Raw genomic sequence first — 12,339 nt, forward strand, 5'->3', positions numbered from 1 at the left:
CGTCGGGTGCGGGTCCGGTGGGGCTTCTCGCGCAGTTCCCCGCGCCCCTAAAAGACACAGGCCCCTACGGGCCTGGAAAGCACGGGGCGCAGCCCCTGCTTTTCAGGGGCGCGGGGAACTGCGCGACCAGCCCCCACGCACCCGCACCCGGCAACGCACCCCGGCGCGCGCCCCTACTCCGCCGGCTCGACCCCCGCCCGCAGCAACCCGTACGTGTACGCGTCCTCCAGCGCCTGCCACGACGCGGCGATGACGTTGTCGGCGACGCCCACCGTGGACCACTCCCCCGTGCCGTCCGTCGTGGAGATGAGGACGCGGGTCGTGGAGTTGGTGCCGTGCTTGCCCTCCAGGATGCGGACCTTGTAGTCGACGAGCTCCAGCTTGGCGAGCTGGGGGTAGATCTTCTCCAGGGCGACCCGGAGGGCGCGGTCGAGCGCGTTGACCGGCCCGTTTCCCTCCGCCGTGGCGACGATGCGCTCACTCTTGGCCCACAGCTTGACGGTGGCCTCGTTGGCGTGGCTGCCGTCGGGGCGGTCCTCGACGATCGCCCGCCAGGACTCCGTGCGGAAGTACCGCTGCGGCTTGCCCGCGACCTCGTCGCGCAGCAGGATCTCGAAGCTGGCGTCGGCGGCCTCGTAGGTGTAGCCGCGCAGCTCGCGCTCCTTGACCCGCTCGACGACCCGGCCGACCAGCTCGCGGTCGTCACCGAGGTCGACGCCCAGCTCCTTGCCCTTGAGCTCGATGGAGGCGCGGCCGGCCATGTCGGAGACCAGCATCCGCATGGTGTTGCCGACCTGCTCGGGGTCGATGTGCTGGTACAGGTCCGGGTCGACCTTGATCGCGGAGGCGTGCAGGCCGGCCTTGTGCGCGAAGGCGGAGACACCGACGTACGGCTGGTGCGTGGAGGGCGTGAGGTTGACGACCTCGGCGATGGCGTGCGAGATCCGGGTCATCTCGCGCAGCGCGCCCTCGGGGAGGACCTTCTTGCCGTACTTCAGCTCCAGCGCGGCGACGACCGGGAAGAGGTTGGAGTTGCCGACCCGCTCGCCGTAGCCGTTGGCGGTGCACTGGACGTGGGTGGCGCCCGCGTCGACGGCGGCCAGGGTGTTGGCGACCGCGCAGCCGGTGTCGTCCTGGGCGTGGATGCCGAGGCGGGCCCCGGTGTCGGCGAGGACGGTGGCGACGACGGCCTGGACCTGGGCGGGGAGCATGCCGCCGTTGGTGTCGCAGAGGATGACCACGTCGGCGCCGGCCTCCGCGGCGGCGCGGACGACGGCCTTGGCGTACTCGGGGTTGGCGCGGTAGCCGTCGAAGAAGTGCTCGCAATCGACGAAGACCCGGCGGTCCTGGGAGCGGAGGTAGGAGACGGTGTCGCGGACCATCTCCAGGTTCTCGTCGAGGGTGGTGCGCAGGGCCAGTTCCACATGGCGGTCGTGAGACTTGGCGACGAGGGTGATGACCGGGGCGCCGGAGTCCAGCAGGGCCTTGACCTGCGGGTCCTCGCTCGCCTTGCCGTTCGCGCGGCGGGTGGCGCCGAACGCGACCAGCTGGGCGTGCTTGAAGTCGATCTCCTTCAGCGCGCGGGCGAAGAACTCGGTGTCCCGCGGGTTCGCGCCGGGCCAGCCGCCCTCGATGAAGCCGACGCCGAAGTCGTCCAGGTGCCGTGCGATGGCCAGCTTGTCCGCGACGGTGAGGTTGATGCCCTCACGCTGGGCGCCGTCGCGCAGGGTGGTGTCGAAGACGTGGAACGAGTCGTCGAGTTCGCTGGTGTCCGTCATGGTGTCAAGGCTCCTGCTGTTGGATCCCGCTGGATCTCGGTCTGTACCGGAATGACCGGCTCCACCGCCCCCAATGGTCCCTCACGCTGCGCTCCCGGCTGAAGATGGGCCAGAAAAGCGAAAAACCCCTCGCGGGTGCGAGAGGTCTGCGCGCGGGTCGAGACGACGGTGTCCGCCCGTACCTGGTCGTACGTGGCGGTCACTGCGGACCGGCGCGCCTGCTGCCAATAATCGTGGCGAACGAGAGCACGGGGGCAGTCTGGCACAGACCGTCCCCGTGCTCACCGTCCGTCTCAGGATGCGAACAGCGCGCTGATCACCTCATGAACACCCGTCGCCTCGTGAACACCCGTCGCCGTCATCGTGTGTGGCGTACGAAGACGTCCCGGGCGTCGTTGGTGTCGCCGGCCGGGATCAGCGACGGGTCCTGGGACTCGAAGGCGATCCGGGTGGCACCGTCCGCGATCATGCCGGGCTCGACGTACGCCGTGGCCGTGCCGCCGGTGGTGTCCGGGGTGAGCAGGACGGTGGTGCCCTTCTTCAGGTCCCGCAGGTAGACGGGGTACTCCGAGCCGTCCTGGCTGCCCGCCTCCACCACCCGCGAGGTGAAGGTGACGAAGCGGCCGTCGGCGCTGACCGCCGGGGTGCGGGTGTGGGCGGTGTGCGGGCCGCCGTGGGTGGCGTGCAGACGCCGGTTCTCGCCGGTGGCGACGGTGTGGACGAACACGTTCCAGCTGCCGTCGTCGTCGTTCGGGACGAGACGGGTGTCCCGGGACTCGAAGACGACCGTGCGGCCGTCGCCGCTGATCGAGGGTTCCAGGGACTCCCGCTCGGTCGGGGAGCCGTCGTAGGAGCGGTCGATCTGGGTCCGCTTGCCCGTGGCGCGGTCGAGTAGCCAGATGTCGCCCCAGTCGTCGCCGCGCGGGCCATTGGCGTACGTGTACTGGTAGACGACCCGCTTGCCGTCGTCGCTGACGGTCGGGGCGAAGGCGTTGCGGGTCTCCCAGGTCGGCTTCGAGTGGCTGATCCGCTCGGTGACGCCCTTGGCGCGGTCGCGCAGGAAGACGACGTAGCCCTCCTCCTCGCTGGACGCGACGTAGACGGCGTACCGGGCGTCGGCGCTGAGGGAGATCTCGCCGGAGGGGGTGAAGCCCTTCGGCAGGCCGGTGTCGAGGCGTTCGGAGCGGCCGGTGCGCCGGTCGTGCAGCTTGAAGGTGCTGCCGACGGCGACATGGCGGCCGTCGGCGCTGATCGACGGGGCGAGGCCGGCCGCCACGCGCTCCAGTCTCCCGGTGCGCAGATCGCGGACGAAGACACCGCCGGGCTTGCCCGGGACCTTCGAAACACCCCCTAGGTCCGTGGCGGTCGAGGAGAAGGCCGTGTACCGGCCGTCGCGGCTGAGCACCGCGTGCCCGGAGTCGCCGGCGCCCGCCTTCCCGCCGGGTGTGACGCTGATCGGTTCGGTGCGGGGAGCGGTGGGTGCGGCAGCGGGTGGAGCGGTGGGTGCGGCGCTCGCCGCCGGGGGCCCGGTCAGGGCCACCACGGTGGCGACGAGCGCTGCGGCGAGCGTGGTGCGTGTGCCGGCGTACAAGATCTGTTCCCCCTGTGTGCCCGGTGAACTCCGGTGTGTGGGTGGCCGGTTCAGCGGCCTCGCCGGATGAACACGTCCGCGACCCCGTTGGTGTCGTCCGCGACCAGGTCGTCAGCCGTGGAGGTGAACACCACGGCGCGGCCGTGACGGGCGACCGCGCCCGGGAGCGCGGTACCGGCCGTGGTCACGGGCCGGTGCGCGCCGGTGCGCAGATCGACGAGGGTCAGTGCGCCGTCCTGGCTCAGCAGGGCGTGCCCGGGTCCGGTGACGTGGCCGGTGTCATGGTGAAAGGGACCCGGCGGCCGTCGCGCGAGCCCCGTCCGGCGCGTTCAGCCCAGGGGCCCCAGGGACTCGTCGAGGAACTCCCGTACGTGGGACAGGATCTGGCCACGGTCCGTCCCGCGCAGCCCGATGGCCACATGGATGGAGAAGCCGTCGAGCAGGGCCCGCAGCCGGGCGGCGACCCGGTCCGGGTCGATCTCGCGGAACTCGCCCTTCGACACCCCCTCCGCGAGCAGGGCCACCAGGTCGCGGTGCCAGGCGCCCTCGATGGCGGCCTGCCGGTCGCGGGCGTCGTCGTCGGCGTTCTGCGAGCGGTTCCAGACCTCCAGCCAGAGCGTCCAGTGCGGGTCGCGGTGGCCGTCGGGGACGTACAGGTCGACGTACGCCTCCAGCCGTTCGCGGGCGGTGCCCGTGCGGGTGAGCAGCCGGGCGCGGTCCGCGCCGAGCCGGTCCTCGCTCCACTCCAGGGTCCGCAGCAGCAGCTCGTCCTTGGAGTGGAAGTAGTAGAGGAGGTGGCCGCTGCTCATGCCGACCTCGCGGCCGAGCGCCGCCATGGTGAGCTTCTCCAGACCCCGCTCGGCGATCATGCCCATGGCGGCGGCGAGGACGTCCTCGCGGGGCGGGGCGGTGTTGCGGCGCCGGGCCGTGGTGGGCGGAGGCGGGGGCAGGGGCGGTGGCGTGGTCATCGGTACGTTTCTACCGGACGCGGGGCGCCCGTCCTCGGCTGCTGCTGGGTGACGCAGTGGATGCCGCCCCCGCCCGCGAAGAGCGTGCGGGCGTCGACGAGCGTGACCGTCCGCTCCGGGAAGAGGCGGCGGAAGATCCCGGCGGCGATCTCGTCACGCGGGTCGTCGAAGCCGCACAGGACGACTCCGCCGTTGCAGAGGTAGTGGTTGATGTAGGAGTAGTCGGCCCAGCGGCCGTCCGCCTCCAGCACGGTCGGCGCGGGGACCTCGACGACCTCCAGGCGCCGCCCGCGCGCGTCGGTCGCGGCCCGGAGCAGGCCGGTGATCTCCCGGGTGATCCGGTGGTCGGGGTGGGCCGGGTCCGGCTGGGAGTGGGCCACGACCACCCCGGGGCGGGCGAAGGCCGCCACGATGTCGACATGGCCGAGCGTGCCGTAGCCGTACGGGGGATAGTCGCCGGTGAGGCCGCACGGCAGCCAGATCGCCTTGCGGGTGCCGAGCTGTGCGTGGATCTCCGCCTCGACCCGCTCACGGCTCCAGCCGGGGTTGCGCTCCGGCCCGAGCTGCACGGTCTCGGTGAGCAGCACGGTCCCCTCGCCGTCGACATGGATCGCCCCGCCCTCGTTGACCAGCGTCGAGGGGTACGTCCGGGCGCCCGCCAGCTCCGCGACCCGCCCGGCGATCTTCGCGTCGTGCTCCCAGCGGGCCCAGGGCTGGGCGCCCCAGCCGTTGAACGTCCAGTCGACGGCGGCCAGTTCACCGCCGTTCGTGAGGAAGGTCGGCCCGATGTCCCGCATCCAGGCGTCGTCCAGTTCCCGTTCCACGGTGTCGACGCCCTCGCCCAGCAGCGTGCGCGCCTCCTTCGACTGCCCCGGCCCGCACACCACCGTCACCGGTTCGAAGCGGCGGACGGCACGGGCGACCGACGCCCAGGCGAGCCGGGCGGCCGCGAGGTCGTCCGGATCCTCGAAGGTCGGGTTCGGCCCCGGCCACGCCATCCAGGTGCGCTCGTGCGGGGCCCACTCGGCGGGCATGCGGAAGCCGTCGGCGGCAGCGGACATAGTGGGTCCTCAGAGGAAGTAGAGGCGGTTGAGGGAGACGGACTCGGCCGGTCCGGAGCGCAGCGGCTCGCCGTCGAGGGTGACCAGACCGGTGCGCCGGTCGACGTCGACCGATCCGGTACGGGAGTTCAGGCGCAGGTTCGCCGGGCCGATCCCCCGGGTGCCGTGCACGGCGACCCTGCGGCGCCGGGTCGGCATCGAGTCGTGGCCCTGGTCGAGGGCGGCCCGTGCGACGAAGGCCACGGAGAGGTCGGCGGGCGTGGCCCCGTACGCCCCGAACTGCGGGCCCAGGACCAGGGGTTCACAGGTGTCCGTCGCCGCGTTGGGGTCGCCGACCACGCCGTACGCCGGGAAGCCGGACTTCAGCACGAGCTGGGGTTTGGCGCCGAAGTACTCGGGCCGCCACAGCACGAGGTCGGCCAGCTTGCCGACCTCGATGGAGCCTATCTCGTGCGAAAGCCCGTGGGCGACGGCCGGGTTGATGGTCAGCTTGGCGATGTACCGCAGGACCCGCTCGTTGTCGTGGTCCTCGTCCGGGGCGCCCAACTCGGCCTTCATCTTCCCGGCCATCGCGAAGGTCCGGCGGACGGTCTCCCCCGCGCGGCCCATGCCCTGCGCGTCCGACGAGGTGATGCCGATCGCGCCAAGGTCGTGCAGCACGTCCTCGGCGCCCATCGTCCCGGCGCGGATGCGGTCGCGGGCCAGCGCCGCGTCACCGGGCAGGTCGGCCTTGAGGCCGTGGACGGAGACGATCATCCCGTGGTGCTCGGCGACGGCGTCCCGGCCGAAGGGGAGGGTCGGGTTGGTGGAGGAACCGATGACGTTCGGGACCCCGGCCATCTTCAGGACGTTCGGTACGTGCCCGCCGCCGCAGCCCTCGATGTGGAAGGCGTGGATCGTCCGGCCCTCCAGCACCCGCAGGGTGTCCTCGACCGACAGACACTCGTTCAGCCCGTCGCTGTGCAGGGCCACCTGGACGTCGTGCTCCTCGGCGACCCGCAGCGCGGTGTCCAGCGCCCGGGTGTGGGCGCCCATGTCCTCGTGCACCTTGAAACCGCAGGCGCCTCCCTCGGCGAGGGCCTCGACCAGGGGCGCCGGGTGGGACGACGAACCCCGGCCCAGGAAGCCGATGTTGACCGGCCAGGCGTCGAAGGCGTTGAACGTGTGCCGCAGCGCCCAGGGCGAGTTGACCCCGACGCCCCACACCGGCCCGAACTCCTGCCCGATGATCGTGGTCACCCCGGAGGCGAGGGACGCCTCCATGATCCGTGGCGACAGCAGATGGACATGGGTGTCGACGGCCCCGGCGGTGGCGATCAGCCCCTCGCCGGAGACGATGGAGGTGCCCGTGCCGACGACGACCTCCACGCCGTCGAGGGTGTCGGGGTTCCCGGCCCGTCCGATCGCGCTGATCCGGCCCTCGCGGATGCCGATGGACACCTTCCGGACGCCCTGCACCGCGTCGATCACCACGACATTGCTGATCACGACGTCACAGGTCTCCCGGACGGCCGCCGCCTTGAGGTGCAGCCCGTCCCGCGCGGTCTTCCCGAAGCCGGCCAGAAACTCGTCGCCGTACCGCTGGGAGTCGGACTCGACCCGGATCACGAGCCCCGAGTCCCCGAGCCGGAGCCGGTCGCCGGCGCGAGGCCCGTGGGTGGCGGCGTAGGCGTACGGGTTCATCGCTCCGCCACCTGACCCCCGCGGGGCTCCGCCGCTCCCAGGTATCCGCAGGCGGCGGCCCTGCGCAGGGCCTCCTCCTGCGCACCCGGCGCGTCCAGCGGCCCGTCGACGAGTCCCGCGAACCCGATCGCGACCCGGTCACCGCCGAGGGGCACGAGCCCGACCTCGACGCTCTCCCCCGGCCCGAACCGCACCGACGATCCGGCGTGGACGGCGAGCCGCATCCCGTACGCCGTCGCCCGTACGAAGTCGAGCCGGGGGTTGGCCTCGAAGAAGTGGAAGTGGGAGGTGACCGACACCGGCACGGTGGCGGTGTTGGTGACCGTGAGCCGTACGACCGCCTCGGGCTCGCGGTGCGCTGGCCCCGGCAGCAGCGCGCCGGGCGCCCCGGAGCCAGGCCCTCCGCCAAGCCCTCCGCCGCCGACGGGACCGCCGAGGGGGTCGGTGACCACCGCCAGCCGTGACCCGTCGTCGAAGACGGCCTCGACCTGCACCTCGGTGACGATGGCCGCGACACCGGGCAGGACGTCCTCGGGGCCGAGCACACCGCGCGCCCGCTCGATCGCCTCGGCGAGCCGCACCCCGTCCCGGGCCGCCTCGCACACGGTGTCCGCGATCAGGGCGGTGGCCTCGGGCACGTTCAGCCTCAGGCCCCGCGCCCGCCGGGCCCGCGCCAGCTCGGCGGCGCCGAAGAGGAGCAGCCGGTCGCGTTCGGTGGGGGTGAGTCGCATCCGGCGACACCTCCTCGCTCCCTCGGTTTAGAACGCCACTCTAAACAGACGGGACCCGAGCAGGGAAGGCGCGGAGCAGAGAAGGAGACCAACAATTGAGCAACGCTCTAAAAAACGTGGGCCCGAACACGGCAGGGCCGCCGCGGACGAGGTGTCCGTGGCGGCCCTGGGGGAGATCCGCGGCCGGGGTCAGCCCAGCTCGTGCATCCAGCCGTGCTTGTCCTCGACCGTGCCGCGCTGGATGTTCAGCAGCGCCTCACGGAGCTTGAGGGTGACCGGGCCGGGCTCGCCGGCGGACTGCTGCCAGGCGGCGCCGGTGCGCTTGACCGTGCCGACGGGGGTGATGACGGCGGCCGTACCGCAGGCGAACACCTCGGTGAGGGCGCCGCTCTCGGAGTCGGCCTGCCACTGGTCGATGGAGATCCGGCCCTCCTCGGCGGTGTACCCGAGGTCGGCGGCGACGGTCAGCAGGGAGTCACGGGTGACGCCCTCCAGGATGGAGCCGGTGAGCGAGGGGGTGACGATGCGGTCGCCGTACACGAAGTACAGGTTCATGCCGCCCAGTTCCTCGACCCACGTGCGCTCGACCGCGTCGAGGTAGCAGACCTGGGCGCAGCCCTCGGCCGCCGCCTCGGCCTGGGCGAGCAGGGAGGCCGCGTAGTTGCCGCCGGTCTTGGCGTCGCCCATGCCGCCGGGGACGGCGCGGACGTGGTCCTCGGAGACCCAGATGGAGACGGGCTTCACACCGCCGGGGAAGTAGGCGCCGGCCGGGGAGGCGATGACCAGGAACAGGTACTCGTTGGCCGGCTTGACGCCCAGGCCGACCTCGGTGGCGATCATGAACGGGCGGAGGTAAAGGGACTCCTCGCCGCCGTGGGCCGGGACCCAGGCCTGGTCCTGCCGCACCAGCACGTCACAGGCCTCGATGAACGTCTCGACCGGCAGCTCCGGCATGCCGAGCCGGCGGGCGGAGGCCTGGAAGCGCGCCGCGTTCTTCTCCGGACGGAAGGTGGCGACGGACCCGTCGGGCTGCCGGTAGGCCTTCAGCCCCTCGAAGATCTCCTGCGCGTAGTGCAGGACCATGGTGGCCGGGTCGAGGGAGAGCGGCGCGTACGGAACGAGCTGGCCGTCGTGCCAGCCCCGGCCCTCGGTCCACTTGATGACGACCATGTGGTCGGTGAAGTGGCGGCCGAAGCCGGGGTTCGCCAGGACCGCGTCGCGCTCGGCGGCGGAGAGGGGACTCGCGGAGGGCTTGAGCTCGATCGTGGGCGTCATGAGTGGTTGTCCTTCACCGGTTGTGTGTGACGGGCCGCGTGCACATCCGTACTGCCAGTGGCGAGTGCTAGGACGTCCGAGCATTGCCTCATTCGGCGGCTCCGCGTTCGATTATCGCAAGCGGAGTCGGCGGACGAAAACGGCGTGAAGACGGCGTGCATGCGACCCAGGGATGATGGTGACACCCGGCGGGACCATGGGGAAGCCATACGGAAGCCGCCGGGTGCTGGTGCGACCCGGCGGCTTCGAAAGAATTCGAGTGGCGCGGCGGGTCAGCCGGCTACTCGTACGACGAGGGCGTCGCCGATCTCGTCCGTCGAACGGGCGGGCTTGCCGACGCGCTCCGCGAGGTCGGCGGAGACGGCCTCCTCGATCCGCGCGGCCTCGGCCTCGTAGCCGAGGTGGCGCAGGAGCAGGGCGACGGACAGGACCGTGGCGGAGGGGTCGGCCTTGCCCTGGCCGGCGATGTCCGGGGCCGAGCCGTGCACGGGCTCGAACATGGACGGGAACTCGCCGGAGGGGTTGATGTTGCCGGAGGCCGCGACGCCGATGCCGCCGGAGACGGCCGCGGCGAGGTCGGTGATGATGTCGCCGAAGAGGTTGTCGGTGACGATCACGTCGAACCGGGCCGGGTCGGTGACCAGGTAGATGGTGGCCGCGTCGACGTGGATGTAGTCGGTGGTGACCTCGGGGAACTCCTCGGCCACCTTGTTGAAGATGTTCGTCCACAGGTGACCGGCGAAGGTCAGCACGTTGTTCTTGTGGACGAGGGTGAGCTTCTTGCGCGGGCGGGCCTGGGCGCGGGCGAAGGCGTCCCGGACCACGCGCTCGACACCGAAGGCCGTGTTCACGGAGACCTCGGTGGCGACCTCGTGCTCGGTGCCCTTGCGGATGGTGCCGCCGTTGCCGGTGTACGGGCCCTCGGTGCCCTCGCGGACCACGACGAAGTCGATCTCGGGCTGACCGGCGAGCGGGGTGGCGACACCGGGGAGTAGCTTCGACGGACGCAGGTTGACGTGGTGGTCGAAGGCGAAGCGGAGCTTGAGCAGGAAGCCGCGCTCCAGGACCCCGGAGGGGACGCTCGGGTCGCCGATGGCGCCGAGCAGGATCGCGTCGTGCTTCTTCAGCGCGTCCAGGTCCGCCTCGGTGAGGGTCTCACCGGTGGCGTGGTAGCGCCGGGCGCCGAAGTCGAACTCCTTGGTCTCCAGCTTCACATCCTGCGGAAGGACGGCGGAGAGGACCTTGAGCCCCTGGGCCACGACTTCCTGACCGATGCCGTCACCGGGGATCACTGCGAGATTGAGGCTGCGAGACATGACGGCACCGTACTCCTTGTCCCAGGGGATGACATGGGGTGTCCGCGATACGGACGCGCGAGGAAGGCGGCCGGAGGGTGGCCGGGAAGGGTGACGGTGCCCACACGTCACCCCGCGTTCACCCGTACGGGGGGCGGGTGTTGGGATTCGCTGGGAACTTCGTCGACATGGATATACCCGACTTCGGTATCCCGCCGCAGCTCGCGCGCCGGATGAGCATGGCCGAGCAGCACGAGTACCTGCGCACGAGGCTGACGCGGCGCCGCACCCTGGTGACGGCCGGCTCGCTCGCGGCGGGCGGGCTGCTGACCGGCTGCGGCGGCTCCGGATCGTCGGCCTCGCCGAAGGCGACCACGTCGGCGTCCTCGTCCCCGTCGCCCGCCACCTCCAAGCTCCCCGGCTCCGCCGTCACCCCCTTCGGCCGCCATCTGGCCTTCGGCGCCGACCCGAAGACGGAGATGCGGATCTCCTGGCAGGTGCCGCTCGCGGTGAAGAAGCCGTACGTCCGGGTGGGTCTGAAGCCGGAGGAGCTGAGCCGGAAGATCGACGCCGAGGTCCGCGATCTGCACACACCGGGCGTGGAGGGTGTACGGCTGGAGCTGGAGCAGTACTACCTGCACGCGGCGCTGGACGGGCTGCGTCCCGGCACGACGTACTACTACGGCGTGGGCCACGAGGGCTTCGACCCGGCCGCCCCGGACCACCGCTCGACCATCGGCACGTTCCGTACGGCGCCCGCCGCGCCCGAGAAGTTCGTGTTCACCGCCTTCGGCGACCAGGGCGTGGGCAAGGCCGCGGCGGCCAACGACAACCTGATCGTCCGCCAGAAGCCCGCCTTCCATCTGCACGCCGGTGACATCTGCTACGCGAACGGCAACGGCAAGGGCGTGGAGTCGGACGGCTACGACCCCGCGTTCTGGGACCTGTTCCTCAAGCAGAACGAGTCGGTGGCCCGGTCCGTGCCCTGGATGGTGACGACCGGCAACCACGACATGGAGGCCTGGTACTCGCCGGACGGCTACGGCGGCCAGGTCGCCCGCTGGTCCCTCCCGGACAACGGCTTCGACCCGCGCTCGTCCCCGGGCGTGTACGCGTTCACCTACGGCAACGTCGGCTTCGTGGCCCTGGACGCGAACGACGTGTCGTACGAGATCCCCGCCAACTTCGGCTACTCCGGCGGCCGGCAGACCAAGTGGCTGGACAAGAAGCTCGGTGAGCTGCGGGCGGCGAAGGGCGTCGACTTCGTCGTCGTCTTCTTCCACCACTGCGCCTACTCGACGTCCGCGCACGCCTCCGACGGCGGGATCCGGGACACCTGGCTGCCGCTGTTCACGAAGCACCAGGTCGATCTGGTGATCAACGGCCACAACCATGTCTACGAGCGGACCGACGCCGTCAGGGACGGCAAGGTCGGCAGGGCGGTGCCCATCGGCGCGTCGACCGACCCGACGCGGGACGGGATCGTGTACGTCACGGCGGGCGGCGGCGGGCGCGATCTGTACGGCTTCCCGTCCGGCGTGAAGGAGAGCTACGAGGGCCATGTCACCCGGCACGACGCCGTCGAGACCTTCGAGTGGACCAAGTCGCGCAGGTCGAAGGCGGAGACGGTGGAGTGGTCACGGGTGCGCTACCGGGGCTTCTCCCTGCTCTCGGTCGAGGCGGAGAGCGGCGCGCGGCCGGCCCTGAAGGTGTCGGCGCTGGCCCAGGACGGCGAACGCATCGACCACTTCGAGGTGCGGCGCGGGGCGTGAATCCACTTCGGGGCGCGGTGCGGCGCGTGACGTCCGCTTCGGGGTGCGGCGGGCCGTAGGCGTCCACCTACGGCCGCGCCGCACTCCGAACGGGGTGCGGCTCCCGGTCGGTGCGGGCGCTCAGTGCCCGGTCGAACCGCCGTTGTCCCTGCGGTCGAGGGCGCGCTGAAGGGCGGCGGCGGCGT

Annotated in this window: 10 protein-coding genes; 1 reads left to right on the top strand and 9 read right to left on the bottom strand. The window is 71.6% G+C overall.

Going from position 1 to position 12,339, the window contains the following annotated elements:
- Positions 1 to 173: 173 nt before the first annotated feature.
- The 9 genes from cimA to ACZ7MG_RS38130 form a co-directional block, all read right to left on the bottom strand.
- Positions 174 to 1,778: a citramalate synthase gene (cimA, locus tag ACZ7MG_RS38090; RefSeq protein WP_471388425.1), complete on the bottom strand. Its 1,605-nt coding sequence runs from the start codon at positions 1,776 to 1,778 to the stop codon at positions 174 to 176.
- A gap of 358 nt (positions 1,779 to 2,136) precedes the next feature.
- Positions 2,137 to 3,369, bottom strand: coding sequence for a hypothetical protein (locus tag ACZ7MG_RS38095; protein ID WP_471388422.1), 1,233 nt, complete (start codon positions 3,367 to 3,369; stop codon positions 2,137 to 2,139).
- 50 nt (positions 3,370 to 3,419) lie between these two features.
- Positions 3,420 to 3,557: a hypothetical protein gene (locus tag ACZ7MG_RS38100; protein WP_471388420.1), complete on the bottom strand. Its 138-nt coding sequence runs from the start codon at positions 3,555 to 3,557 to the stop codon at positions 3,420 to 3,422.
- Positions 3,558 to 3,698: 141 nt separating this feature from the next.
- Positions 3,699 to 4,337, bottom strand: a complete 639-nt coding sequence (locus ACZ7MG_RS38105; RefSeq protein WP_471388417.1) for a TetR/AcrR family transcriptional regulator — start codon at positions 4,335 to 4,337, stop codon at positions 3,699 to 3,701.
- On the bottom strand, positions 4,334 to 5,398 hold the full coding sequence (locus tag ACZ7MG_RS38110) for an agmatine deiminase family protein (RefSeq protein ID WP_471388414.1): 1,065 nt from the start codon (positions 5,396 to 5,398) through the stop codon (positions 4,334 to 4,336). The genes ACZ7MG_RS38105 and ACZ7MG_RS38110 overlap by 4 nt, the downstream gene beginning before the upstream one ends.
- A 9-nt stretch (positions 5,399 to 5,407) precedes the next feature.
- Positions 5,408 to 7,081, bottom strand: coding sequence for an urease subunit alpha (locus ACZ7MG_RS38115; protein ID WP_471388411.1), 1,674 nt, complete (start codon positions 7,079 to 7,081; stop codon positions 5,408 to 5,410).
- Entirely contained in the window at positions 7,078 to 7,812 is a 735-nt protein-coding gene (gene ureA, locus ACZ7MG_RS38120) for an urease subunit gamma (RefSeq protein ID WP_471388408.1), read from the bottom strand. Before ureA ends, ACZ7MG_RS38115 begins: the two co-directional genes overlap by 4 nt.
- A gap of 189 nt (positions 7,813 to 8,001) precedes the next feature.
- Positions 8,002 to 9,087 carry a branched-chain amino acid aminotransferase gene (locus ACZ7MG_RS38125; RefSeq protein ID WP_471388405.1) on the bottom strand — a complete coding sequence of 362 codons (1,086 nt, stop codon included), beginning with the start codon at positions 9,085 to 9,087 and terminating at the stop codon, positions 8,002 to 8,004.
- A 272-nt stretch (positions 9,088 to 9,359) separates the two neighbouring features.
- On the bottom strand, positions 9,360 to 10,403 hold the full coding sequence (locus ACZ7MG_RS38130; RefSeq protein ID WP_471388402.1) for a 3-isopropylmalate dehydrogenase: 1,044 nt from the start codon (positions 10,401 to 10,403) through the stop codon (positions 9,360 to 9,362).
- A gap of 167 nt (positions 10,404 to 10,570) precedes the next feature.
- Between ACZ7MG_RS38130 and ACZ7MG_RS38135 the strand changes: the two genes are divergently transcribed.
- Positions 10,571 to 12,154, top strand: coding sequence for a purple acid phosphatase family protein (locus ACZ7MG_RS38135; RefSeq protein WP_471388399.1), 1,584 nt, complete (start codon positions 10,571 to 10,573; stop codon positions 12,152 to 12,154).
- Positions 12,155 to 12,339: the final 185 nt, after the last annotated feature.

This window comes from Streptomyces sp. NPDC107538, from assembly GCF_055657445.1.